The organism is Streptomyces sp. NPDC042102, assembly GCF_055582305.1.
The window spans coordinates 77,788-102,292 of sequence record NZ_JBVJDL010000002.1 but is presented as its reverse complement, the minus strand read 5'-3'; the positions used below and the strand labels follow the sequence as shown (position 1 = coordinate 102,292).

At 72.4% G+C, this 24,505-nt stretch carries 25 protein-coding genes; 18 read left to right on the top strand and 7 right to left on the bottom strand.

The genetic code is table 11. The features are described from left to right. Nucleotides 1–21: 21 nt before the first annotated feature. The 8 genes from sufD (at nucleotide 22) to ACZ6KO_RS08475 (ending at nucleotide 5,388) form a co-directional block, all read left to right on the top strand. Nucleotides 22–1,200, top strand: coding sequence for a Fe-S cluster assembly protein SufD (gene sufD, locus ACZ6KO_RS08510; RefSeq protein WP_469301840.1), 1,179 nt, complete (start codon nucleotides 22–24; stop codon nucleotides 1,198–1,200). Next, a complete protein-coding gene (locus ACZ6KO_RS08505; RefSeq protein ID WP_401447390.1) occupies nucleotides 1,200–1,517 on the top strand; it encodes a bifunctional 3-phenylpropionate/cinnamic acid dioxygenase ferredoxin subunit in 318 nt (105 codons plus the stop codon). The genes sufD and ACZ6KO_RS08505 overlap by 1 nt, the downstream gene beginning before the upstream one ends. Nucleotides 1,518–1,524: 7 nt before the next feature. After that, nucleotides 1,525–2,289 carry a Fe-S cluster assembly ATPase SufC gene (gene sufC, locus ACZ6KO_RS08500; RefSeq protein ID WP_401447388.1) on the top strand — a complete coding sequence of 255 codons (765 nt, stop codon included), beginning with the start codon at nucleotides 1,525–1,527 and terminating at the stop codon, nucleotides 2,287–2,289. Then, entirely contained in the window at nucleotides 2,286–3,542 is a 1,257-nt protein-coding gene (locus ACZ6KO_RS08495) for a cysteine desulfurase (protein WP_469301837.1), read from the top strand. The genes sufC and ACZ6KO_RS08495 overlap by 4 nt, the downstream gene beginning before the upstream one ends. A 27-nt stretch (nucleotides 3,543–3,569) precedes the next feature. Next, nucleotides 3,570–4,031, top strand: coding sequence for a Fe-S cluster assembly sulfur transfer protein SufU (sufU, locus tag ACZ6KO_RS08490; protein WP_469301834.1), 462 nt, complete (start codon nucleotides 3,570–3,572; stop codon nucleotides 4,029–4,031). Then, the gene (locus ACZ6KO_RS08485; protein ID WP_469301831.1) at nucleotides 4,028–4,399 is read left to right on the top strand and encodes a metal-sulfur cluster assembly factor; all 372 of its coding nucleotides are present in this window, start codon (nucleotides 4,028–4,030) and stop codon (nucleotides 4,397–4,399) included. The genes sufU and ACZ6KO_RS08485 overlap by 4 nt, the downstream gene beginning before the upstream one ends. Before the next feature lie 114 nt (nucleotides 4,400–4,513). After that, nucleotides 4,514–4,834, top strand: coding sequence for a DMT family transporter (locus ACZ6KO_RS08480; RefSeq protein WP_469301829.1), 321 nt, complete (start codon nucleotides 4,514–4,516; stop codon nucleotides 4,832–4,834). Continuing rightward, the gene (locus ACZ6KO_RS08475) at nucleotides 4,834–5,388 is read left to right on the top strand and encodes a TetR/AcrR family transcriptional regulator (RefSeq protein WP_469301827.1); all 555 of its coding nucleotides are present in this window, start codon (nucleotides 4,834–4,836) and stop codon (nucleotides 5,386–5,388) included. The genes ACZ6KO_RS08480 and ACZ6KO_RS08475 overlap by 1 nt, the downstream gene beginning before the upstream one ends. Before the next feature lie 3 nt (nucleotides 5,389–5,391). Here ACZ6KO_RS08475 and ACZ6KO_RS08470 read toward each other — a convergent pair whose 3' ends face one another. Further along, on the bottom strand, nucleotides 5,392–6,279 hold the full coding sequence (locus ACZ6KO_RS08470; RefSeq protein WP_469301825.1) for a winged helix-turn-helix transcriptional regulator: 888 nt from the start codon (nucleotides 6,277–6,279) through the stop codon (nucleotides 5,392–5,394). A 93-nt stretch (nucleotides 6,280–6,372) separates the two neighbouring features. Here ACZ6KO_RS08470 and ACZ6KO_RS08465 point away from each other — a divergent pair, with 93 nt between their 5' ends. After that, the gene (locus ACZ6KO_RS08465) at nucleotides 6,373–7,599 is read left to right on the top strand and encodes an MFS transporter (protein ID WP_469303762.1); all 1,227 of its coding nucleotides are present in this window, start codon (nucleotides 6,373–6,375) and stop codon (nucleotides 7,597–7,599) included. 9 nt (nucleotides 7,600–7,608) lie between these two features. Continuing rightward, complete coding sequence (dapD, locus tag ACZ6KO_RS08460; RefSeq protein WP_469301822.1) at nucleotides 7,609–8,589, top strand: 2,3,4,5-tetrahydropyridine-2,6-dicarboxylate N-succinyltransferase; 981 nt, start codon at nucleotides 7,609–7,611, stop codon at nucleotides 8,587–8,589. Nucleotides 8,590–8,705: 116 nt separating this feature from the next. Here the strand turns inward: dapD and ACZ6KO_RS08455 are convergent, their stop codons facing one another. Then, nucleotides 8,706–8,963 carry a hypothetical protein gene (locus tag ACZ6KO_RS08455; RefSeq protein ID WP_469301820.1) on the bottom strand — a complete coding sequence of 86 codons (258 nt, stop codon included), beginning with the start codon at nucleotides 8,961–8,963 and terminating at the stop codon, nucleotides 8,706–8,708. 255 nt (nucleotides 8,964–9,218) lie between these two features. Further along, nucleotides 9,219–11,063, bottom strand: a complete 1,845-nt coding sequence (locus ACZ6KO_RS08450; protein ID WP_469301817.1) for an endonuclease/exonuclease/phosphatase family protein — start codon at nucleotides 11,061–11,063, stop codon at nucleotides 9,219–9,221. 202 nt (nucleotides 11,064–11,265) lie between these two features. Here ACZ6KO_RS08450 and ACZ6KO_RS08445 point away from each other — a divergent pair, with 202 nt between their 5' ends. Beyond that, nucleotides 11,266–12,801, top strand: a complete 1,536-nt coding sequence (locus tag ACZ6KO_RS08445) for a hypothetical protein (RefSeq protein WP_469301815.1) — start codon at nucleotides 11,266–11,268, stop codon at nucleotides 12,799–12,801. Between the two features lie 147 nt (nucleotides 12,802–12,948). Next, nucleotides 12,949–14,391: an alkaline phosphatase PhoX gene (locus tag ACZ6KO_RS08440; protein WP_469301811.1), complete on the top strand. Its 1,443-nt coding sequence runs from the start codon at nucleotides 12,949–12,951 to the stop codon at nucleotides 14,389–14,391. An 83-nt stretch (nucleotides 14,392–14,474) separates the two neighbouring features. On the opposite strand, the gene ACZ6KO_RS08435 is transcribed toward ACZ6KO_RS08440, so the two are convergent. From ACZ6KO_RS08435 to ACZ6KO_RS08420, 4 genes are all read right to left on the bottom strand, one after another. Next, on the bottom strand, nucleotides 14,475–14,660 hold the full coding sequence (locus ACZ6KO_RS08435) for a hypothetical protein (RefSeq protein WP_401447363.1): 186 nt from the start codon (nucleotides 14,658–14,660) through the stop codon (nucleotides 14,475–14,477). A gap of 103 nt (nucleotides 14,661–14,763) precedes the next feature. Beyond that, a complete protein-coding gene (locus ACZ6KO_RS08430; protein ID WP_469301807.1) occupies nucleotides 14,764–15,951 on the bottom strand; it encodes a TerD family protein in 1,188 nt (395 codons plus the stop codon). Nucleotides 15,952–16,012: 61 nt separating this feature from the next. Then, complete coding sequence (locus tag ACZ6KO_RS08425) at nucleotides 16,013–16,240, bottom strand: hypothetical protein (RefSeq protein ID WP_401447357.1); 228 nt, start codon at nucleotides 16,238–16,240, stop codon at nucleotides 16,013–16,015. 172 nt (nucleotides 16,241–16,412) lie between these two features. Then, nucleotides 16,413–17,936 carry an aldehyde dehydrogenase (NADP(+)) gene (locus tag ACZ6KO_RS08420; RefSeq protein ID WP_469301805.1) on the bottom strand — a complete coding sequence of 508 codons (1,524 nt, stop codon included), beginning with the start codon at nucleotides 17,934–17,936 and terminating at the stop codon, nucleotides 16,413–16,415. Between the two features lie 125 nt (nucleotides 17,937–18,061). On the opposite strand from ACZ6KO_RS08420, the gene ACZ6KO_RS08415 reads away from it, so the two are divergent. From ACZ6KO_RS08415 to ACZ6KO_RS08390, 6 genes are all read left to right on the top strand, one after another. Then, nucleotides 18,062–18,898, top strand: coding sequence for an IclR family transcriptional regulator (locus tag ACZ6KO_RS08415; RefSeq protein ID WP_469301803.1), 837 nt, complete (start codon nucleotides 18,062–18,064; stop codon nucleotides 18,896–18,898). 109 nt (nucleotides 18,899–19,007) lie between these two features. Beyond that, complete coding sequence (locus ACZ6KO_RS08410) at nucleotides 19,008–20,039, top strand: hypothetical protein (RefSeq protein ID WP_469301801.1); 1,032 nt, start codon at nucleotides 19,008–19,010, stop codon at nucleotides 20,037–20,039. A gap of 65 nt (nucleotides 20,040–20,104) precedes the next feature. Next, nucleotides 20,105–21,346, top strand: a complete 1,242-nt coding sequence (locus tag ACZ6KO_RS08405) for a sensor histidine kinase (RefSeq protein ID WP_469303759.1) — start codon at nucleotides 20,105–20,107, stop codon at nucleotides 21,344–21,346. Next, a complete protein-coding gene (locus ACZ6KO_RS08400) occupies nucleotides 21,343–22,008 on the top strand; it encodes a response regulator (RefSeq protein ID WP_469301799.1) in 666 nt (221 codons plus the stop codon). Before ACZ6KO_RS08405 ends, ACZ6KO_RS08400 begins: the two co-directional genes overlap by 4 nt. A 62-nt stretch (nucleotides 22,009–22,070) precedes the next feature. Then, nucleotides 22,071–23,522 carry a peptidoglycan D,D-transpeptidase FtsI family protein gene (locus ACZ6KO_RS08395; RefSeq protein WP_469301797.1) on the top strand — a complete coding sequence of 484 codons (1,452 nt, stop codon included), beginning with the start codon at nucleotides 22,071–22,073 and terminating at the stop codon, nucleotides 23,520–23,522. Nucleotides 23,523–23,728: 206 nt separating this feature from the next. Continuing rightward, entirely contained in the window at nucleotides 23,729–24,436 is a 708-nt protein-coding gene (locus ACZ6KO_RS08390; RefSeq protein WP_469301795.1) for a DsbA family oxidoreductase, read from the top strand. Nucleotides 24,437–24,505: the final 69 nt, after the last annotated feature.

Here is a 24,505-nt window from a genome sequence, read left to right as displayed (position 1 = left end):
AGAGCGAGCAAGACGACAGCCATGGCTGAGGCTCAGAACATCCCGACGGGTTCCACCACCGCCGGCTCGATCGCGGTGGCCGCGGAGTCCACCGTCGCCACCCGGATGAGCGCGCCCCCGTCCTTCGACGTGGCGGACTTCCCCGTGCCGCACGGCCGCGAGGAGGAGTGGCGTTTCACCCCGCTGGAGCGGCTGCGCGGCCTCGCCGACGGCACCGCGGTCGCCAACGGCACGATGAAGGCCCAGATCGACGCGCCGGACGGCGTCACGGTCGAGTCCGTCGACCGCGGCGACGAGCGCGTCGGCAAGGCGGGCACCCCGGTCGACCGGGTCTCCGCGCAGGCGTTCTCGTCGTTCGCCAAGGCCACGGTCGTCACGGTGCCCAAGGAGACCGTGCTCGCCGAGCCGATCCGCGTCGCCCTGCACGGCGAGGGCGGCACGACCTTCGGTCACACCGTCTTCGACATCAAGCCGTTCGCCGAGGCGATCATCGTGATCGACCACACCGGTGACGGCGTGCGCGCCGCCAACGTCGACGTCCTCGTCGGCGACGGCGCCAAGGTCACCTTCGTGTCCGTGCAGGACTGGGACGACACCGCCGTCCACACCTCCCAGCACAACGCGCTGCTCGGCCGCGACGCCAGCTTCAAGTCCGTCGTGGTCACCTTCGGCGGCGACGTCGTACGCATCCACCCGCGCGTGCGCTACGCCGGCCCCGGCGGCGAGGCCGAGATGCTCGGCCTGTACTTCACCGACGCGGGCCAGCACCAGGAGCACCGCCTCCTGGTCACCCACGACGCACCGCACTGCAAGTCCCACGTGGTCTACAAGGGCGCGCTGCAGGGCGAGGGCGCGCACGCGGTCTGGATCGGCGACGTCCTGATCGAGAAGTCCGCCGAGGGCACCGACACGTACGAGATGAACCGCAACCTCGTCCTGACGGACGGCGCCCGGGTCGACTCGGTGCCGAACCTGGAGATCGAGACCGGCGAGATCGTCGGCGCCGGCCACGCCTCGGCGACCGGCCGCTTCGACGACGAGCAGCTCTTCTACCTGCAGGCCCGTGGTATCCCGGCCGACGAGGCCCGCCGTCTGGTCGTGCGCGGCTTCTTCGCCGAGCTCGTCCAGCAGATCGGCGTCGAGGACATCGAGGAGCGGCTGATCTCCAGGATCGAGTCCGAGCTCGAGGCGTCCGTCTGATGTCCTACGTCAAGGCCTGCGCGCTGAGCGAGCTGGAGGAGAACACCCCCAAGCGGGTGGAGATCGACGGCACGCCGGTGTCCATCGTCCACACCGAGGGCGAGGTGTTCGCGATCAACGACATCTGCTCGCACGCGAACGTGTCGCTCTCGGAGGGCGAGGTCGACGACTGTGCGATCGAGTGCTGGCTGCACGGCTCGGCGTTCGACCTGCGTACCGGCAAGCCGTCCGGGCTCCCCGCGACGCGCCCCGTACCCGTATACCCCGTAAAGATCGAAGGGGACGATGTGCTCGTCTCCCTCACCCAGGAGTCCTGAGGCACCCATGGCAACGCTTGAAATCCACGACCTGCACGTCTCCGTCGAGGCCGAGAACGGAGCCCGCGAGATCCTCAAGGGCGTCGACCTCACCGTCAAGCAGGGTGAGACGCACGCCATCATGGGCCCCAACGGCTCGGGCAAGTCCACCCTGGCGTACTCGCTGGCCGGTCACCCGAAGTACACCATCACCGGTGGCACCGTGACCCTCGACGGCGAGGACGTCCTGGAGATGTCCGTCGACGAGCGCGCCCGCGCCGGTGTCTTCCTCGCCATGCAGTACCCGGTCGAGGTCCCCGGTGTCTCGGTCTCCAACTTCCTGCGCACCTCCGCCACGGCGATCCGCGGCGAGGCCCCCAAGCTGCGCACCTGGGTGAAGGAGGTCAAGGAGGCCATGGCGCGTCTCCAGATGGACCCGGCCTTCGCCGAGCGCAACGTCAACGAGGGCTTCTCCGGCGGTGAGAAGAAGCGCCACGAGATCCTCCAGCTGGAGCTCCTCAAGCCGAAGATCGCGATCCTCGACGAGACCGACTCCGGCCTGGACGTCGACGCCCTGCGCATCGTCTCCGAGGGCGTCAACCGCGTCCGCGAGACCGGTGAGGTCGGCACCCTGCTGATCACCCACTACACGCGCATCCTGCGCTACATCAAGCCCGACTTCGTGCACGTGTTCGCGAACGGCCGCATCGCCGAGTCCGGCGGCGCCGAGCTCGCCGACCAGCTGGAGGCCGAGGGCTACGACAAGTACGTGAAGGGTGGCGCGACCGCGTGACACAGCTGCCTGGCCTCCTCGACATCGAGGCGATCCGCAAGGACTTCCCCCTGCTGGATCGTGTGGTCCACGACGGGAAGAAGATCGTTTACCTGGACAACGCGGCGACCTCCCAGAAGCCGCGCCAGGTGCTCGACGCGCTGAACGAGTACTACGAGCGGCACAACGCCAACGTCCACCGCGGCGTGCACGTGCTCGCCGAGGAGGCCACGGCGCTGTACGAGGGCGCCCGCGACAAGGTCGCCGCCTTCATCAACGCGCCGAGCCGCGACGAGGTGATCTTCACCAAGAACGCCTCGGAGTCGCTCAACCTGGTCGCGAACATGCTCGGCTGGGCGGACGACCCCTACCGGGTCGACCGCGAGACCGAGATCGCCATCACGGAGATGGAGCACCACTCCAACATCGTCCCGTGGCAGCTGCTCTCGCAGCGCACCGGCGCGAAGCTGAAGTGGTTCGGCCTCACCGACGACGGCCGCCTCGACCTGTCCAACATCGAAGAGGTCATCACGGAGAAGACGAAGATCGTCTCCTTCACGCTGGTCTCCAACATCATGGGCACGATCAACCCGGTCGAGGCGATCGTCCGGCGCGCGCAGGAGGTCGGCGCGCTGGTGCTGATCGACGCCTCGCAGGCCGCTCCGCACATGCCGCTGGACGTGCAGGAGCTCGGCGCCGACTTCGTGGCCTTCACCGGCCACAAGATGTGCGGCCCGACCGGCATCGGCGTGCTCTGGGGCCGCCAGGAGCTCCTGGAGGACCTGCCTCCGTTCCTCGGCGGCGGCGAGATGATCGAGACCGTGTCGATGCACGCCTCGACGTACGCCCCGGCGCCCCACAAGTTCGAGGCGGGTACGCCCCCGATCGCCCAGGCCGTCGGCCTCGGCGCGGCCGTGGACTACCTGACCGCGATCGGCATGGACAAGATCGCCGCGCACGAGCACGCGATCACCGAGTACGCGGTCAGGCGCCTGCAGGAGGTTCCCGACCTGCGGATCATCGGCCCCACCACGGCCGAGGACCGCGGCGCCGCGATCTCCTTCGTGCTCGGTGACATCCACCCGCACGACGTCGGCCAGGTCCTGGACGAGCAGGGCATCGCGGTCCGCGTGGGCCACCACTGCGCCCGCCCGGTCTGCCTGCGGTACGGAATTCCCGCGACCACGCGAGCGTCGTTCTACCTGTACTCCTCTCCGGCCGATGTCGACGCGCTGATCGACGGGCTGGAGCACGTACGGAACTTCTTCGGATAACGAGGGCGACGAGGCGACGAGGCCGCTGTGAAGCTGGATTCGATGTACCAGGAACTGATCCTGGACCACTACAAGCACCCGCACGGGCGAGGCCTGCGCGACGGCGACGCCGAGGTGCACCACGTCAACCCGACGTGTGGTGACGAGATCACGCTGCGCGTGAAGTACGACGGCCAGACGCTGACGGACGTCAGCTACGAGGGCCAGGGCTGCTCGATCAGCCAGGCCAGCGCGTCCGTGCTGAACGAGCTGCTGGTCGGCAAGGAACTGTCCGAGGCGCAGAAGATCCAGGCTGTGTTCCTGGAGCTGATGCAGTCCAAGGGCAAGATCGAGCCGGACGAGGCCATGGAGGAGGTGCTGGAGGACGCGGTCGCGTTCGCCGGCGTCTCCAAGTACCCGGCCCGTGTGAAGTGTGCTCTGCTGAGCTGGATGGCGTGGAAGGACGCGACCGCCCAGGCACTGGGCGACGCGGAGAGGAAGACGGCATGACCGAGAACGCGACGCCCGCAGCGGCCGGGGAGCCGGAGACGGCGGCGGTGGCCCTCAAGCCGGCCACCGAGGAGGAGGTCCGCGAGGCCCTCTACGACGTGGTCGACCCCGAGCTGGGGATCGACGTCGTCAACCTGGGGCTGATCTACGGCATCCACATCGACGACGCCAACATCGCCACCCTGGACATGACCCTCACGTCGGCGGCCTGCCCGCTGACGGACGTCATCGAGGACCAGGCGAAGTCGGCGACGGAGGGCATCGTCAACGAGCTCCGCATCAACTGGGTCTGGATGCCCCCGTGGGGCCCGGACAAGATCACGGACGACGGCCGCGAGCAGCTGCGCGCCCTGGGCTTCAACGTCTGAGCCCGACGGACACCCCGAAGGGGCCCGGCACCTGTGGGTGCCGGGCCCCTTCGCGTGCGGTGCGCACATCTGTTCTGTGTACAGGTGTACGCATCGTTGTGTACGCTCGTACACATGCCCTACGCACTCCTTGCCGCCGCCATAGCCGCCGAGGTCGCCGGGACGACCGCGATGAAGTACAGCGACGGGTTCACCAAGCTGTGGCCCTCGCTGGGGACGCTGCTCGGCTACGTCGTCGCCTTCACCCTCCTCGCCCAGACGCTGAAGTCGATGTCGGTCGGCACCGCCTACGCGATCTGGGCCGGGGTCGGCACCGCCGCCATCGCCGCGATCGGGATGGTCTTCCTCGGTGAGGCGGCCACCGCCGCCAAGATCGCCGGGATCGTGCTGGTGATCGCCGGGGTGGTGCTGCTCAACCTCGGCGGGGCGCACTGATGGCCTCCCGTGCGGTGCGGCGCTACGACCCCGACCGGCGCCAGCGCATCATCGACGCGGCGATCCGGGTGGTCGGCGCCAAGGGGATCGCGGGGCTCAGTCACCGCACCGTGGCCGCGGAGGCCGACGTACCGCTGGGCTCGACCACGTACCACTTCACGACCCTCGACGAGCTGCTGGTCGCCGCCCTGCGGCAGGCGAACGCCGCCTTCGCCGAGACCGTCGCCGCCTCGCCCGCCCTCGCGGACGCGGCCGGCGACCTCGCGGGCGCGCTGGCCCGGCTGCTGGGCGAGGTGTTCGAGGCCGACCGGGGGCGGGCGGAGCTGGAGTACGAGCTGTACCTGGCCGCCCTGCGCCGCCCGGCCCTGCGCCCCGTCGCGGCCGAGTGGTGCGAGGCCATGGTCCTGGCCCTGGCCGGCCGCACGGACCCGGTCACCGCCCGCGCCCTGGTGGCGGTCATGGACGGCATCTGCCTCCAGGTCCTGCTCACCGACGCACCGTACGACGAGGCCTACGCGCGGGAGATCCTCGCCCGCGTGCTCAGGGCCGCGTAGGCCCTACGCGTCGCCGGCCGTCGTGGCGCGGGCCGCGGCCAGGGCGGTGGCCACGCTCGCCTCGATGTCCTGGACCGGGTAGATCACCTCGCGCACCGTACGGTCCCGCCCGATCACCAGCGTCAGCCGCTTGAGCCGGCTCGTGCCGGACGCGCGGAACGTCGGCAGCCGCAGGGCCGCCGTCAGGGCGAGGTCGGCGTCCGAGAGGAGGGGGAAGCGCAGGCCCTCCCGCTCGGCGAACTCGCGCTGTTCGTCCGGGCGCTGGGTGGAGACGCCGTGCACGGTCGCGCCCGCCGCCGTGAAGGCGGCGAGCTGGTCGCGGTACGTGCACGACTCGAGCGTGCAGCCGCGCGCGCCCGGGATCCGGGCCCACCCCGGCGGGTAGGACTCGGCCCGGGCGTAGGCGCCGGGGAAGCAGTACAGGACGGTGGACGCGGTGTCCGCGACCGGGTCGCGGACCGTGCCGTCGGCGGCCGCGAGCCCGAGCTCCGGCAGCCGCGTCCCCTTCAGCGCGTGTACCCGTTCCGCCTCGCGCGAGGCCTCCGTCGTGGTCGCCGTCATCTCTCCCTCTCCCAGGATCCAGGTGTCACCCCAGTCCTGGAGGGCCACCAGGACCGGGAGCAGTGCCCGCCCGCGCGGGGTCAGCCGGTACGCGTGCCGCACCGGTCGTTCCTGGTACGGCTCGCGCGTGAGCACTCCCGCCTCGACGAGCAGTCGCAGCCGCTCCGCCAGCACCTTGCGGGAGACCCCCAGCTCCCGCTGGAACTCGTCGAACCGGTGCAGGCCGCGCGCCGCGTCGCGCACGATCAGCAGCGTCCACCAGTCGCCGACCACGTCGAGTGCCTGGGCGATGGCGCAGTCGGCGTCACCGAGTTGCGTGCGCTGGGCCATGGGAACCGTCCTTACGTCCGTTGACCCGAGGCTGCCATGCTGACATAGTCAGTTCCCAAAAGGAACTGACTCGTGAGCGCAGGGGGCGCGGTGCTGCAAGCGTTCAAGGACGTACCCAGAGCGGTCTGGCTGCTGGCCGGCGGCGGCTTCGTCAACGCCGTCGTCAGCTTCACCTTCGTTTTCGTCTTCGTGTACCTGACCGGGCCGCGCGGCCTGGGCGTCGCGGAGGCGGGCCTGGTCGTCGGCATCGGCGGCGTCGGCCTGGTCGCCGGGAACTTCACCGGCGGCTGGTACGGCGACCGCTTCGGCCACCGGCGCGTGCTGCTCACCGCCTCCGCACTCGGCGGCGCGGTCCTGCTCTGCCTGCCCGTCCTGCCGACCGCCCTGCTGTACGTCGCCCTGCCACTGGCCCAGTACGCCTCCGGGGTGATCCGCGCCGCCAACTCCGCGCTGGTCGCCGTCACCGTCCCCGAGGGCTCCCGGCGCCAGGCGTTCGCCGTCATCCGCTGCCTGGCCAACGGCGGGTTCACCGTGGGCCCGCCGCTCGGGGCGCTGGTCGCGACCTGGCTCTCGTACGACTGGCTCTTCGTCGCGGACGGCGTCGGCACCCTCTTCCTCGCCTTCTGGACCGCCCGGGCCGTACCGGCCCGCGGTGCCGGACGCGCCGCGGTCCCGGACGGGGGACGGGACCGCGGCGGGGTCTGGCGCGAGCTGCGCGCGCGGCCCGCCGTCCTGGTGCTGCTGGCCGCGATCGTCGTCATCGACATCGTCTACCGGCAGCAGTACTCCACCTTCCCCGTGTACCTCGCCGACCAGGGCCTGGACACCCGCGCGTACGGCCTGCTCATCGCCATCAACGGCGGTGTCATCCTGCTGCTGGAGCTGCCCGTCGCCCTCGCCCTGCGCCGGCGCTCCCCGCTGCGCGTCATCGGTTCCGGGCTGCTGCTGGTCGGGACCGGCTACGCGGCGCTGCTGCTGGGCGCCGGCATCGCCACCGCCGTCGTGATGATGGTCCTGGTCAGTCTCGGGGAGATCCTCTACAAGACCACCGCCACCGCGTACGTCGCCGACGAGGCCCCCGAGCACGCGGTGGGCCGCTTCCAGAGCCTGTACGCGGGCGTCTCCGTCACCGGTGTGGTCCTCGCCGCGCCGCTGGGCGGGGCCCTGTACGCGGCGGCGCCCGGCCTGCTGTGGCCGGTGTGCGCGGGCCTCGGCGCGGCGGCCGGGGCGACCGTGCTGGCGATGGGCGCGCGGGCGGCCCGGGAACACGGGCGACCGGCACATGAGACCGGTTCGCCCGCACCCGCCGTCGTTGGTTAGGTTTCAGGCATGACTGCTACGCGTACCACCGGCGCCGTCGCCGCCGGCCTTGCCACCCTCACCCCCGACGGCACCGTCCTCGACACCTGGTTCCCGGCCCCCGCGCTGGCCGACGAGCCCGGCCCGGCCGGCACCGAGCGCCTGACCGCCGAGCAGGCCGTGGAGCTCCTCGGCCCGGCCGCCGCCAAGGCCCTGCGCACGGACGCGGTCCGCGGCGTCGAGGTCGTGGCCGTCCGTACGGTGATCTCCTCCCTCGAGGACAAGCCGCTGGACGCCCACGACGCGTACCTGCGCCTGCACCTGCTGAGCACCCGCCTGGTCAAGCCGCACGGCCAGAACCTGGACGGCGTCTTCGGCCTCCTGACCAACGTCGCCTGGACCTCGCTGGGCCCGGTCGCCGTCGACCAGGTCGAGACCGTCCGGCTGAACGCCCGCGCCGAGGGCCTGCACCTCCAGGTCACCTCGATCGACAAGTTCCCGCGGATGACCGACTACGTCGCCCCCAAGGGCGTGCGCATCGCCGACGCCGACCGCGTCCGCCTCGGCGCGCACCTCGCCGAGGGCACCACGGTCATGCACGAGGGCTTCGTCAACTTCAACGCCGGCACCCTCGGCGTCTCCATGGTCGAGGGCCGCATCTCCGCGGGCGTCGTCGTGGGCGACGGCTCCGACATCGGCGGCGGCGCCTCCACCATGGGCACCCTGTCCGGCGGCGGCAAGCAGATCATCTCGATCGGCGAGCGCTGCCTGGTGGGCGCCGAGGCGGGCGTCGGCATCGCGCTCGGCGACGAGTGCATCGTCGAGGCGGGCCTGTACGTGACCGCGGGCACCCGGGTCACCCTGCCGGACGGCCAGGTCGTCAAGGCACTGGAGCTCTCGGGCGCCAGCAACATCCTCTTCCGCCGCAACTCGGTCACCGGCGCCGTCGAGGCCCGCCCGAACAACGCGGTCTGGGGCGGCCTGAACGAGGTCCTGCACAGCCACAACTGACGCCCGCCGGGCTGACGTACGCGAAGGCCCCCGCCCGGGATCCCGGGCGGGGGCCTTCGCGTACGTGTGCGGGGTCTTCGCGTGCGTGTGCTGTCGGCTGCCGTGCGTGCCCGGCGTCAGTGCGGGGCGATCGTGCGGATGAGGCCCGCGAAGGCGCGTTCCTCGGCCTCCGTCAGTTCCACCGTCTCCATCGGGTGGGAGGCGGCGCCGCGCTGGGCCGGGATGGCCTTGAGGCCCTGCTCGTAGGCGCTGGGCTCCGGGCGGTGGGAGCGGTTGCCCCGCATCATGTGGCCGAGGCCGACGAACCAGACGAGAGCGACGGCCACCAGCACGGCGAGGCCGATCTCCTGGGCGAGGGAGATGGAGGGGAACACGCGGGTCCTCCAAGCGCGAGTACGGGCGATGCGGGCGCGGGCGTGCAGATACTGAAGCACCACATCGGGGGGTTTGCGCGCAGATGTGGTGAGGATCACGCAAGGTCCCGCCAGGGCCGAAAGTCCCCTTCTTGGGGGTAAAGGGCCCCTGACCCGGCCCGGAGGCGTCCGCGGTCAGCCGCTCGTGGGCCGGGAGCATGGCAGGGGGCCCGGCCGGGACGGCGGTCGGGCCCCCTGGTGTTCCACCCGTCGTGACTACGGGCGGAAGCGCAGGACCTGCGGGTCGTGGTCGCTGTTCTGGTCGGCGAACTCCGCGTTGATGTGCACGCTGTCGTACGTGAAGTTCTTGATCGCCGGGCTGGTCAGGATCTGGTCCAGCACCTGCGAGTTGCCCTGGAAGACGTACGAGTAGCGCTCCGACTTCGGCAGCGAGGTGATCGCCGGGAAGAGGGCCCCGCCGTCGGCCAGCGCCTTCGTCGTCGCCGAGAACTCGAAGTCGTTGATGTCACCGAGGACGATGACGTTCGCGTTGTTCTGGGCGGCCAGGATCTGCTTGACGAAACCATTCACCGACTGCGCCTGGAGCAGTCGCTTGGCCTCGGAGGAGCGCACCGGCGGCTGGTGGTGCGAGGTGAGGCCCTCGTCGCCGCCCTTGGAACCGAAGTGGTTGGCGATGACGAAGACCGTCTTGCCACGGAAGACGAACTCGCCCGCCAGCGGCTTGCGGCTGTCGTTCCACGCCGGGTTCGCCGGGTCGATGCGGCCGGGGGAGTGGGTGAGGGCGGCCTTGCCGGCCTCCGCGCTCACGCCGGTCGCGGTGGCGGCGTCGCCGGCGGCGCGGTCGGTGAAGGAGACCCGGGCCGGGTTGAAGAGGAAGACCTGGCGGATGTTGCCGCCGGGCTCACCGCCGTCCTTGTTGTTCACCGGGTTGATGGTGCGCCACTGGTAGGCCGGGCCGCCCGCGGCGGCGATGGCGGCGGTGAACTTCGTCAGCGTCTGCTCGGCCGAGACGGTGCCGTCGTTCTTGGCGCCGTTGTCGTCCTGGATCTCCTCCAGGGCGAGGATGTCGGGGGCGGCCAGGTTCTCGACGACCGCCTTGGCGAGCGCGTCGAACTTCTCCTGCGAGTCGGTCGGGTCGAGGTTCTCGACGTTGTACGTCGCGACCGCGAGCTCCTGGGCCGCCTGCGGCTTGGTCTTCTCGCGCGCCAGTCCCTTGGACTCGACGGTGCCCAGCGTGCGGGCCACCAGCGTGTAGCCGCCGAACTGGTTGAAGTCCAGCGGGCCCTCGGTGGTGCCGGTCAGACGGTCGCCGACGTTGGCCACGGGGAACGGCTTCTCGGCGATCGGGGCCAGCTGCTGGATCTGGAGCCGGCCGGTGTTCTGGGACTCGTAGGAGCCGTAGAGCGTGCCGCCGCGCCGGGTGTTGTTCTCCCAGCCCTTCACCGTGACCCACAGCTCCGAGTACGGGTCCGTGGCGCCGACCACCCGCGAGGTGCCGATCGCGACGTTCATGCCCTCCAGGGACTCGTAGTAGTCCAGGGCGTAGCGGGAGGGGTCCAGGGTGAGGCCGTTGATGCTGCCGCCCGCGGCCGGGTCGCCGGCGGGCGCGTACGCGGCGGGCACCGTGTACTCGTTGACGGCGGCCGCCTCGGGCAGCGCGTTGCCCGAGGAGACCACGGTGACGGTCGGCTTGGAGATCTGGGTGGCCGACTGGTTGCCCGAGTTCAGCCCGCCGGGCACGTACTCGCCGACCAGGCCCGAGACCTTGACCGCGTCGCCCACGGCGACGGTGGGGGCGGAGCCGGTGAAGACGAAGACGCCCTCGCTGGTCGCGGCGTTGTCGTCGGCGTCGGGGTCCTGGATCCAGAAGCCGCGCGAGCCGTAGGTACGGACGCCGGTCACGATGCCCGCGACGTCGGCGACCTGCTTGCCGACCAGGGGCGATATCCGGGTGGTTCCCTGGATGTCGTGAATGCGTACCGGCTCGGCGGCGGCCGCGTCGTTCTCGGCCGCGCCGGCCGAACCCGCGAGGAGGCCGCCGGCCAGGGCGGTGGCCACGACGGCCGCGACGGCGGCGGAGCGGGGAAGCGAGGAGCGCATGGGCAGGACTCCGGTGTGGTGGTGAGGGTCAGGAAGATCTACGCGCGTCAATCTCCTTCTTTGTCAGCGAAGTTGTCAAGGTCTCCAGGGAATACGGTGAGTGTCTGTGGGATGAACCAAAGACATCGGCTCCTCGGGGGCCGCCCGATTGCGTCTACGCTGGGCCCCGCCGTCCGCTCAAGTCCGCGAGGAGAACCACCCCATGTCGCCTGAGCCGCGCCCCACGCTGCCGCCGGTACGGCTGCACTCCGATGCGGAACTGGCCCGCGACGCGCTCGCCGCCCCGCTGTTCGCGCGGGCCGTCCGGCTGGCGCGCTGGGCCGGGCCGCGGACCCGGGTCGGAGCGGGCGGTGAACTGGCCGCCGAGCAGCTGCCGGAGGCCGCCGCGCTGCTGGGGCTGCCCGCCGGCGCGGAGGGGGAGGCGAGCGCGAGCGAGGCCTGGCGGGTGGCGCTGGACACCGGCCTGGTGGATGTGACGGAGCCGGACGAGGACGGGTCGGAGGCGGGCACGGCGGCAGGCGCGGCGTCGGGCTCGGCGGGTGCGGCGTCGGGTGCGTCGGATGACGCCGACGGCGAGGAGTACGGCACCGCCACGCCGGGCGCCGACCTCGCGCTGGTCACCGGCGGCGCGCCCGGCGACGTACTGGACCTGTGGCTGGCGGCGCTGGACACCGTCCTCGCGGACGCGACCGTGCCCGACCTCGACGACCTCGTCGATGCCCTCGACGCGGGCGGCGAGATCGACTTCGACCAGCTGGACTGGGACCCGCAGCGCGAGGCGGACTTCCTCGACGGCGTGCTCGCCAACCTCTACCTGCTGACCGTCGCCGAGGGCGGGGCGGGCGGGGGTCAGGTGCCGCTGCCGGTGCTGGCCGCCTCGATGGTGGTGCCCGACGACATGGGCGACCCGACCGACGAGGTGCTGGAGCGGGTCTCGGACGCGATGATGCGGCTGGACGACCAGTTCCGGCAGCTGGAGCCGATCGGGCTGGTGGAGTTCCGTCCGCTCGACGAGGAACTCATGGCGGAGACGGACGACGAGGAGTTCACCGGGGCGGCCGTCGCCGACGACGAGGACGTCTCCCGGTACGGGCTGGTCCGGCTGACCCCGCTCGGCCTGTACGGGATCCGGGCCCGGATGCTGGAGGCGGGCGTCGAGGCCCCGGCCGTCGGCGACCTGGCGGACAAGGGCGCGGAGATGCTGCTCGACGTCGTCTCCGGCTACCCGGAGGCCGCCGCGCAGGGCGAGATCGAGCAGTGGCTGGCCGCCCGCGACCTGTCCGCGGCGGTCGCGGAGCTGCTGGCCGCGGCGCGCGGCGGCGACGAGGGCGGCCCGCTGCGCCGGCTGCGCTGCCAGCAGGCCCTCGCACTGGCCGGCCCGGCGGCCGAACCCGTGGTCCGCGACGTGCTGGACGACGCCGAGCTGGGCGGCCTGGCCCGGGTCTGGCTGGCCGAGCACGGCGCGGCGGACGTGCCGCCGCCCGGCGAGGCGCTGGTGTTCTGGCTGACCGTGGACACCATCGCGGCGCAGCTCGCCGCCGACGGCGAGACCGAGGAACTGCCCGCGCTGATGGAGAGCCTGACCGCCCACCACACCGGCTTCTTCGACACGGCCTGGCGGGTGGAGCACCCGGCGACGGCCTATGTGCTGGAGGCCATGGGCCGGCTGCACCCGGACAGGAAGGCCGCCAAGGAGGCGCGCAAGGCGGCGTTCAAGGCCCGGTCCCGGCATTCCTAACGCGCCGTTTACGGACAGGAGTTGGCCATTCCGGCCGGACGCAAGCGGTCAGAAGGCGGTCGGGGGGAATTCAGCCGCCGTTCACGTGGGGCCGGGAACCTGTCGGCCGACCCCACTCAGGCGAAACCTCCCCACCCTGGAGAACAGATGCCGCTCAGCCGTAGAGACTTCACCGCCCGCTCCGTCCTGGCCGGAGCGGGCGTCGCGCTCACCGGGACGGTCGGCGCCCTCGCCACCGCGCCGGGGGCGCTCGCGGCGGAGGACACCACGCGGCGCGACGAGCACGGCCGGCCCTGCGAGCCCGGCTACGGCGCGCTGGTCCCGGACCCCGACGGGATCCTCGCCCTCCCGGCCGGGTTCACGTACCGCGTCATCACCCACAGCGGTGTCACGAAGCTGGACTCGGGCGAGTTCACCCCCTCCAACCACGACGGGACGGCCGCCTTCGAGGGCCACCGCGGCGTCACCCTGCTGGTCAACAACCACGAGCTCAAGGGCGCCCGGACCAAGTGGAAGCACCCGGTTCCGCTCGCCGAGGGCCTGGTCTACGACCCGGCCGCGGCCGGCGGCTGCACGGTCGTCGAGGTCCGCCGCGGCGGCGAGATCGCCGAGTGGGTCGGCATCGCCGGTACGTCGACCAACTGCGCCGGCGGCGCCACCGCCTGGGGCACCTGGCTGACCTGCGAGGAGAACTCCGACCTCGCCGGCAAGAACGGCATGACCAAGGACCACGGCTACGTCTTCGAGGTGGACCCGCACGACCGCCGGGCCAACCGCGACCCCAAGCCGCTCAAGGCGTTCGGCCGCTACGACCACGAGGCCGTCGTCATCGACCCCAAGCAGGGCCACGCCTACCTGACGGAGGACGCTTCCGGCCCCAACGGCCTGCTCTACCGCTGGACGCCGCCGCAGGGCTTCCGGCACGGGCGCGGCAAGTTGCGCACCCTGTCCGACACCGCCGGCGCGCTGCACGCCGCCAAGTGCTTCGACAAGGCCGGCCGGTTCGTGGACGACCTCTCGCGCGCGACGAAGATCGGCACGGTGTACGGGGTCGACTGGGTCGAGGTGAGCGACCGCGACGCCCGTACGGTGCCCACGCGCAAGCAGTTCGCCGAGGGCGGCGTCACGCGCGGCCGCAAGCTGGAGGGCATGTGGTGGGCCGACGGGGGCGCGTACTTCGTCTCCTCCTACGCACGCGAGGAGAGCCCGGGCGCCCCGCACGACGGCGCCGTCTGGTTCTACGACCCCAAGCGGCGCACGATGCGGCTGACCGTGCTCATCGGGGTGAACGCCGACCCGTCGGCGGAGGGCGGCTACGACGGCCCGGACAACATCACGGTCTCCCCGTACGGCGGCCTGATCATCGCCGAGGACGGTTCGGGGCTCCAGCACCTGTTCGGCGCGACCGAGTCGGGCCGCACCTACCCGCTGGCGCGCAACGAGCTGAACATCGGCAGCGCCGAGGAGCCGGAGTACTCGGAGTTCACGGGTGTCTGCTTCTCCCCGGACGGGCGCACGCTGTTCGCCTGCATCCAGAACCCGGGCATCATGCTGGCGATCAAGGGCCCGTGGCGCCGCAAGCACGGCTGATACGTGGGCTGATACGCGTCGACGCACGCTGATGAGCGTGCGGGACGGCTCCCAGGGCAGGGACCGAGCCCTGGGAGCGGAGCCTACGAGTGGGCGGCGGCGCGGAGTTCTTCCTCCTGGGTCGCCGCGGCCCACTGCCCGAGCAGGAACTCGTACGCCTCGGCGGGCCACTCGCCGTCCACGCGGGTCTCGACGAGACGCCGTATCGCCTCGTTCGCCTCGGCGGCGGAGGGGCGGGCGGGACCCGCGAGCGGAAGTGTCTCGGACATAGGTACAAGGCTACGGGCGGGCACGGACAGCCTCCTTCGATTTCAAGGGTGGCCTGGATCACCCGGATAGGAACCGCAGGGCTGTCCCGGCCCGCCCACCTGCTCAGAGAGCCTGGGACGCGGGCTTGACCATGCCGCGCACTGTGCGGGACTTCACAAACTCGCCCATGGCCGTCATCTCCCATTCGCCCGAGAACTGCTTGATCAGCTTCGCCATCATGACGCCCGTCTGCGGCTCGGCACCGGTGAGGTCGAAGCGGACCAGCTCCTCGCCGCTGGCCGCGTCGATCAGACGGCAGTAGGCCTTGGCGACCTCGGTGAACTTCTGGCCCGAGAACGAGTTGACCGTGAAGACCAGGCCGGTGGCCTCGGCGGGCAGCCGCCCCAGGTCCACGACGATGACCTCGTCGTCCCCGGCGCCCTCGCCGGTCAGGTTGTCGCCCGAGTGCTTGACGGCACCGTTCAGGATGGACAGCTTGCCGAAGTAGCAGCTGTCGATGTGGTTGCGTTGCGGGCCGTACGCGATGACGGACGCGTCGAGGTCGATGTCCGCGCCGCGGAACGCGGGCTCCCAGCCCAGACCCATCTTGACCTGGGACAGCAGCGGGCGGCCGCCCTTGACCAGGGACACGGTCTGGTTCTTCTGGAGGCTGACCCGGCCCTTGTCCAGGTTGATCTTCCCCGGGGCGGGGGCGGGGGCGGCCGGGGCGGCGACCGGCGCGGCGGCGACCGGAGCCGGGGTGACCGGAGCCTGGGCGACGGGCGCGGGGGCCGGCGCGGGGACCGGCTCCTCCTCCACGCTGACGCCGAAGTCGGTCGCGATGCCGGCCAGCCCGTTGGCGTAGCCCTGGCCGACGGCGCGGACCTTCCACGCGCCGCCGCGCTGGTAGACCTCGACGACGACGAGCGCGGTCTCGGTGCCCAGCTGGGGCGGGGTGAAGGTGGCGATGACCGCCCCGCCGTCCGCGTCGCGCACGGTGGCGGTGGGCTCGATGCCCTGGAAGGTCTGCCCGGCGGCGTCGGGGCTGGCCGTGACGACGATCCGCTCGATGCCCGGGGGCAGCGCGGCGGTGTCCACCGTGATGGAGTCGGGTGCCGTGCCGCCGCCGGACCGGTAGCTGACACCGGGGCCGGACGGCTGGTTGTAGAAGATGAAGTCGTCGTCCGAACGCACCTTGCCGTTCGCAGTGAGCAGCAGTCCCGATACGTCGAGCCGTACCGGAGCGGCCACGTCCACCGTCACGCGCGCGGTGTTGAGCGGCAGGTTCGAACCTGGGGTCATAGCGGTCATGCCAGGTCAACGACCGAGGTGCCTTTGCCGTTCCCTTACATTCCGGGTCGGCCGGTACCGGTCAGCGGCGGCGGGCGTTGCGGGGGTGGTTCTTCGCGGTGCGCTCGTTCCCGAACTTGTACGAACCGGTCCAGCGCGCCATCACCAGCTGGGCATCACCGGATTCCACTTCGGCCAGGAACGCCTCCGCCCGGCCGCCCCGCAGGGTGCCGGCCGCCCGGCCGTGGTGGGTGAGGACGACGCTGCCGTCGGCACGCCGTTCGTAGCTGAATCCATGGGGTCTCGGCATGGGCCGCAGCCTGCCCGGCACGGGACCGGGCGGGCAACGGATTTACGGGCCGGCCGCCGGGCGACGGCGACGGGTCCACCGGGCTCCTGGCCCGGAGTGGCACACGGCCCGGAGTGGCACACGGCCCGGAGTGGCGCCGGCGGGCCCGGAGCGCGCCGGGCCCGACGGGCTGCTACGGCGTGACCCGGCGCGGCAGGCCCAGCGGGTTGGCCTCGCGCAGCTCGGGCGGGAGCAGCGCCTCCGGCACCGACTGGTAGGCCACCGGCCGCAGCCAGCGCTCGATCGCCGTCCCGCCGACGGAGGTGGAGTGCGAGGTCGCGGCCGGGTACGGGCCGCCGTGGTGCTGGGCCGGGGCCACCGCCACCCCGGTCGGCCAGCCGTTGACCACGACCCGGCCCGCCAGCGCCGTGACCGTGCCGATCAGCTCCGCCGCCGGCCCCGGGGCACCCTCGCCCTCGGCGGCGGACACCTGGAGGGTCGCGCTCAGGTTGCCGGGCAGCCGCTCCAGCACGGCGCCCGCCTCCCGCGGGTCCGCGTACCGCGCGACGACCGTCACCGGACCGAAGCACTCCTCCAGCAGCACCTCGTACCGCTCCGGCTCCTCGACCAGGCTGCGCGCGGAGACGGTCAGGAAGCCCGCGCCGACGGTGTGCTCCCCGCCGGCTCCGGGCGTGACGGGCGCGGCGACCCCGGGCAGGGCCGTGCGCTCGCGCACGCCGGCGACGAAGTTCTCGCGCATCCGGTGGTCGAGCAGCACCCCCGGCTCGGTCTCGCCGAGCCCCTTGGCGAGCGCGCCGGTCAGCCGGTCGCCGCCGGCGCCCTCGGGTACGAGGACCAGGCCGGGCTTGACGCAGAACTGGCCGACGCCGAGCGCGACCGAGCCCGCCAGCCCCGCGCCGATCTCCTCGGCACGCTCGGCGGCGGCGGCCTCGGTGACCACGACGGGGTTGAGGGAGCCGAGTTCGCCGTGGAAGGGGATCGGGACGGGCCGGGCGGCGGCCGCGTCGAACAGGGCCCGCCCGCCGCGGATCGAACCGGTGAATCCGGCGGCGCTCACCAGGGGGTGGCGGATCAGCTCCAGGCCCGCGTCGAACCCGTGGACGACGGCGACCACGTCGGCCGGGAGCCCGGACCGCTCGGCGGCCCGGCGCAGCAGCGACGCGCACAGCTCGGAGGTGGCCGGGTGGTCGGGGTGGGCCTTGACGACGACCGGGCAGCCTGCGGCCAGGGCACTGGCGGTGTCGCCGCCGGGGACGGAGAAGGCGAGCGGGAAGTTGGAGGCGGCGTAGACCGCGACCACGCCCAGCGGGATCTTGTAGCGGCGCAGTTCGGGGCGCGGCGGGGTGAGGGCCGGGTCGGCGCGGTCGATGCGGATGTCGAGGTAGGTGCCCTCCTCGACGGCGTCGGCGAAGGCGCGCAGCTGGTAGCCGGTGCGGGCCAGCTCGCCGGTCAGCCGGCCCGGTCCGAGCGCGGTCTCGGCGTCGGCGGTCTCGACCACGGCGCCGGCGGCCTCGTCGAGGAGGGCGGCGGCGGTGCGCAGGAAGGCGATGCGGGCGCCGCGGTCGGCGAGGGCCTCGCGGGTGGCGTGGGCCGCCCGTACGGCACGGTCCACCTCCTGGGGTGTGGCCTCGACCGCAACCTGTTCGCGCTGCTTCCCGGTGCGGGGGTCCACACTCCAGACTGGTGTCGCTGCCATGACCCGCTGCCTCCTGGATCGTTCAGTATTCTGAACGCCGTTCCGGTGGATGAATGATCAGTTCTGCTGCGGACTCTATTTCCGGGTCCACCGCGTGACAAGAGGCGATCAGAGGGGAAGCGGCGATGACGACAGCCGAGCCGATGGCGGGCGCGGGCGCGGACGCGGACGCGGGGCGGGGCGGTCCGGTGGACGCGGCCGCGGGACAGGCGGTGGCGCCGGTCAAGTCGGCGGTGCGCACCGTACTCCTGCTGGAGCACTTCGCGGCCCGGCCCGGCCTGCACAGCCTGGCCGACATCCAGGGCGACCTGGGCCTGCCCAAGTCCAGCCTCTACATGCTGCTGCGCACCCTGGTGAGCCTGGGCTGGGTGGAGACGGACGCCACCGGCACCCGCTACGGGATCGGCGTCCGGGCGCTGCTCGTCGGCAGTTCGTACATCGACGGCGACGAGGTCGTGGCCGCCGCCCGGCCCACCCTGGACCTGCTCTCCGACACGACCACCGAGACCATCCACCTCGCCCGGCTCGACGGCACCAGCGTGGTCTACCTGGCGACCCGTCAGTCCCAGCACTATCTGCGCCCCTTCACCCGGGTCGGGCGGCGGCTGCCGGTGCATTCGACGGCGCTCGGCAAGGCGCTGCTGGCCACCCACACCGACGACGAGGTACGGCGGCTGCTGCCGCAGCGGCTGGAGGCGGTCACCCAGCACACGGTCACCGACCGCGAGGCGCTGATCGAGGAGCTGGCGCTGGTGCGGGAGCAGGGGTACGCGGTGGACCGCGAGGAGAACACCCTGGGCCTGCGCTGCTTCGGGGTGGCCCTGCCGTACCGGACGCCGGCGCGGGACGCGGTGAGCTGTTCGGTGCCGGTGGCCCGGCTGACGCCGGGACACGCCCAGACGATCAAGGCGGCGCTGTTCGAGGCGCGCGACCGGCTGGCCGTGGTGACGCGGCGCATGTGAGGGGGAGGCGGTTCACCCCTGGACGGGGGAGGACCCCTCCCCCGGACGGGGGAGGCGGTTCACCGTCACGGGGGAGGCGGCGGCCGGGCCGGGGCGGGACCGTTGTCCCATGACCACGGGACACGTGAACCTGCCGCACTCGACCCACCCGCCCCACTCGCCGCACCCGGCGCCCTCGTCGCCCTCGTCGCCGGGACCCGTCCGACGGGCCCTGCGCATCGTCGCCGTCGCCGCCACCCTGCCCTACCTCGCACTGAAGGCGATGTGGGTGGCGGGGAGCCACGTCGGCATACCCGAGGGGAGCATCCTGCGCGAGGGCACCCTCTTCTTCGCCGTGGCCAACGGCGCCACCCTCCTCATGGACGCCTTCCTCGTCGTGCTCGTCCTGGCGCTGACCCAGCCCTGGGGCCTGCGCATACCGTCCTGGCTGATGGCCGTGCCGGCGTTCGTCGCCATGGGCCTGCTGACCCCGATCCTCACCGCGTTCCCGCTCCAGCAGCTCCTGCGGCTCTTCGGCGCCGCACCGGACGCCGCCGAGCGGGCCGTGAGCGAACCGTTCCTCGACTCCTGGGTGTTCAACGTCGTCTACACCGGCTTCTCCATACAGGCGCTGGCGCTCGCCGCGCTGTTCGTGCCGTATGCGCGGCAGCGCTGGGGGCACCTGTGGCGGCAGGGGGCCGGACCGGTCCGCGGGGCGCGGGCGGTGGCGGTGCCGGCGGCGGCCGCAGCGCTGGCGTTCGCCGCGATACAGGCGTACTGGGCCTTCGGCGGCACGGTCGGGCTGACCGCGGCGATGCTCGCGCAGCGTTCGGCGGACACCGTGATGATCGGGGCCGTGCACGCGGCGTGCGCCCTCGCGGGCGGGGCCGGAGCGCTGCTGCTGGCCTTCGGCGGCGGTCAGGACGGTGGCGGTGGCAGCCGGCCCGCCCGGGGACCGCTCGCCCTGGCCTGGGTGGGCGGCGCGGCGGCGGCGAGCTGGGGCGCATGGCTGTCCCTGGCCGTGCTGGCGCCCCCGCCGGGCGGCGATCCGGAAAAGGCCCCCACCGGGGTGCTGCAGCTCGCCTACGCTGGCCAGATGATCACCGGACTGCTCGTCGCCGTCGTCGTCACGCGGTTCCTGACCGCCCGCCGCCCGGGGTGAGCCGGTTCCCGGTGCGCCGGGCCGGGCTGCGCTGGGTGCACCTGATCCTCGGCGGGGCCCTGCTGATGCCGTACTTCCTGCTCGCCTCGGTCCTGGTCGGGATGCTGGGGCAGGGGGGCAACTCCTTCTCCTCCCTGCGGCTGCTGCTCCTGGCCTACGCCATCGCCCTGCCGATGGCGGCCGTCAGCGCGCTGCTGTTCCCGCTGGCCCGGCCGCTGTCGGCGGCGGCCGTCCGGGCCCTGTGCGGGGTGCCGGGGGAGCGGCTGGCACGGGGACCGGCCCGGACCTGGGCCACGCGAGGGCGGGCCGCGGCCTGGTGGACCCTGCACCTGGGGGCCGGGGCGGTGCTCAGCGGGCTGAGCCTGGCGGTGCCACCCATGGCCCTGGTGCTGATGGCGGTGCCGTTCCTCGGCGAGCGGCGGCGGGCCTGGCTGGGGATGGAGTGGTTCGCGCGCGGAGCCGGGGTCTACGCGGCCGTCCTCGCCGGCCTCGCGCTGCTGGCCCTGCTCGCACTGTGCGCGGTTGGGGCCGGGGCGCTGCTGGCCCGGGCGGCGCCCGTGTTGCTCGGGCCCAGCACCGCCGACCGGCTGGCGGCGGCCGAGGAGCGGGCCGCCGACCTGGCGGTGCGCAACCGGCTGGCGCGGGAGCTGCACGACGCCGTGGGGCACGCGCTGAGCGCCGTCACCCTCCAGGCGGCGGCCGCCCGGCGGGTGCTGGACCACGATCCCGGATTCGTCCGGGAGGCGCTCGCCGCGATCGAGGACACCACGCGGCGGACGGTGGGCGAGCTGGACGCCGTGCTGGGCCTGCTGCGGGACGGGGACGCCGCCCGGCCGGACGCGGCGCCCGCTCCGACACTGGCCGCCGACCTGGAGGGGCTGCTCGCCCGGACCCGGGCCGCCGGGACGGTGCTCACCGTGCGGCAGCGGCCGGGGCCCGCCGGCGGCTGGGACCGGCTCCCGGCGATCGTCTCCCGCGAGGCGTACCGGATCGTCCAGGAAGGGCTGAGCAACGCGCTGCGCCACGGGGTGGGCCCGGTGGAGCTGCGGATCGCCGTCCGGGAGGACTCCCGGCCGGGCGAGGAGAAGACACACGAACTGGAGATCGACATGACCAACCCCCGGTCCCCGGAGGGAACCCGGCCCGCACGCACCACCGGCGGGCGCGGGCTGCGCGGCACCGCCGAGCGGGCCGCCCTGCTCGGCGGCAGCGTGGAAGCGGGCCCGGAGGACGCCCCGGAGGGCGGCCCGGAAGCGGGCCGGTGGCGGCTGCGGGCCGTCCTGCCGGTCGGCGGAGGTGCCCGGTGAGCCGCCCGCCGCTGCGGATCGTCGTCGCCGACGACGAGCGGATGGTGCGCACCGCCCTGCGCGTCATCCTCGCCGCCGAACCGGATCTGGAAGTCGTCGGCGAGGCCGCCACCGGCGCCGAGGCCGTCTCCCTGGTCCGCTCGCTGGCGCCCGACATCGTCCTCATGGACGTCCGGATGCCCGAGATCGACGGGATCCGCGCCACCGAGCAGATCCTGGCGACGATGGCCCGGGCGCCCCGGATCCTGGTGGTCACCACCTTCGACAACGACTCCTACGTCTACGACGCGCTGCGCGCCGGAGCCGCCGGCTTCCTGCTCAAGCGGGCCGACCCCGAGGAGCTGATCGGCGCGGTCCGGCTGGTGGCCCGCGGCGACTGCCTGCTCTTCCCGGCCGCCGTGCGCACCCTGGCGACCGCCCATGCCGCCACCGCCGCGCCCGCCGCCGCGCCCTGGGTGGCCCGGCTCACCGAGCGGGAGGCGGACGTCCTGCGGCTGATGGCCACCGGACTGTCCAACCAGGAGATGAGCGAGCGCCTGGGCGTCGGGCCGCAGACCGTCAAGACCCATGTGGCCGGCGTGCTCGCCAAGACCGGTTCGCGCGACCGCACCCAGGCGGTGATCGCCGCGTACGAGGGAGGCTTTCTCATGAAGAAAAGCTGAGAACCCGGCCACAATCCGGTCAGAAAGGAACGGAAGAGGCACCTGGGACGTCCTCCAGGGGGATGAACAAAACGATCAGGCGTGCGTCGGTCTTCTGTCTGCTTCTGGTGCTGGCCCTGCTGGTGCGGGTCACCTGGGTGCAGGCATACCAAGGCCAGGCCCTCGCAGACGACAAGAACAACCGACGGAACACGATCGCCAAGTACGCGAACCCGCTCGGGAACATCATCGTGGGCGGTCAGGCCATCACCGGCTCGGTCGCGACCGGCGGCAAGGACTTCGCGTACAAGCGGACGTACACCGACGGGCCGCTGTACGCGCCGGTCACCGGGTACAGCTCGCAGGCCTTCGGCGCGAAGGGACTGGAGGGTGTCTACGAGGACATCCTCAACGGCAGCGACAGCCGGCTGAAGACGTTCATGGACATGGTCACGGACAAGCGGGCCGAGCCCGGCAACGTGCTGACCACGATCGACAAGGACGTCCAGAAGGCCGGTTACGACGCGCTCCAGGGCAAGCAGGGCGCGGCCGCCGCCCTCGACCCGGCCACCGGGGAGATCCTCGCCCTCGTCAACAACCCGTCCTTCGACCCGGGCCGCATCACCGGCGCCAACGACAAGGACGCCTGGCAGGAGCTCTCCGCCGACCAGGGCAAGGCCATGGACAACGTGGCACTGCGCAAGCCGCAGGCACCGGGCTCCACGTTCAAGCTGGTCACCATGGCGGCGGCGCTGGAGAACGGGCTGTTCTCGTCCATCGACACCCCCACCGGCGTCAAGGATCCGTACATCATCCCCGGCACCACGACCCCGCTGAGGAGCGAGGCGCCGACGCCGGCCTGCGACAACGTCTCGCTGCGCACCGCGCTGCGGCTGTCGTGCAACAACGTGTTCGCGGACCTCGCCTACCGGCTGGGCCAGGACAAGATGCGGGCGATGGCCGAGAAGTTCGGCTTCAACATGAAGATCGACACCCCGGTCCGCACCGACCCGCCGAGCCGCTACCCGTCCAAGAAGATGTCGATCGACCAGGTCGCGCAGACGGGTATCGGCCAGTTCGACGTCCAGGCCACCCCGCTCCAGATGGCCATGGTCTCCGCCGCCATCCAGAACGGCGGCAAGCTCGTCGCCCCGCACATGGTCTCCGACGTCACCGACTCGGCCGGCAACGTGCTGGAGAGCATGCGCAACCCCGGCTCCAAGCAGGTCGTCAGCGAGCGCACCGCCTCGATGCTGCGCGACGCGATGCGGACGGTGGCCACCGAGGGCGGCGGCAAGCCCGCCCAGGTCAGCGGCGCGGAGGTGGGCGGCAAGACCGGTACCGCGCAGCGCGGCGTCAACAACAGCCTGCCGCCGCTCGCCTGGTTCACCTCCTACGGCCAGGTGAAGGGCAAGCAGATCGTGGTGGCCGTCGTGATCGAGAACTCGGACACCGACCGCTCCGAGATCGGCGGCGGCAAGCTGGCCGCGCCGGTCGCCCAGAAGATGATGGAGGCGTGGCTGAAGAAGAAGTAGCCGCCCCCAGCCGCGCCCGCACCGCCGACGCGCCGGGAACCCCGCACGGGGCCCGGCGCGTTTGCCTTCCCGTGATCCGGACCGCGCTCCCCGCCGATCTCGGCGCCCTCGCCGCCCCGCACGTCGGGGGAATGACACACTCCGGCCCGGTGTTGTCCACGGAACCGTCCCCGAACCTCCCCCGAACCCGCTGAGAAAGAAGGATCATGCGCGTAGAGATCTGGAGCGACATAGCCTGTCCGTGGTGCTACATCGGCAAGGCCCGCTTCACCAAGGGACTGGCCGCCTTCGCGCACCGCGACGAGGTCGAGGTCGTCTTCCGGTCGTTCGAGCTCGACCCCCACAGCGCCAAGGGCGATGCGGTGCCGGTCGTGGAGATGCTGGCCAGGAAGTACGGCCGCACGCTCGAGGAAGCGCGCGGCATGGAGGCGCACGTCGCGGTCAACGCCCGCTCCGAGGGCCTCGCGTACCGCACCGAGGGACGGCTGCACGGCAACACCTTCGACATCCACCGGCTGCTGCACCTGGCCGCCGTGCGCGGGCGCCAGGAGGAGCTGCTCGACCTCGCCTTCCGCGCCAACTTCGCCGAGGACCGGTCCGTCTTCGACCCCGCGACGCTGGTCGCGCTCGCCGTCGAGGCCGGGCTGGACGAGGCCGAGGCCCGCGAGGTCGTCGCCGACGGCACCGCCTACGCCGAGGCCGTACGGGCCGACGAGCGCGCGGCGTCCGAACTGGGCGTCAACGCCGTGCCGTTCTTCGTTCTCGACCGCCGCTACGGCATCTCCGGCGGCCAGCCCGCCGAGGTGTTCACGCAGGCGCTGGAGCAGGCGTGGGCCGGTCGCGAGGCCGACCGGCCGGTGCCCGCGGCGGACGCGTGCGAGCCCGACGGGACGTGTGCGGTTCCCCAGGCGTAGCCCGGGGAGCGGCTACGGCCCCCAGGTATAAGGCATCCTTGGATTTGGCATGTAAAACTACTCAATGGA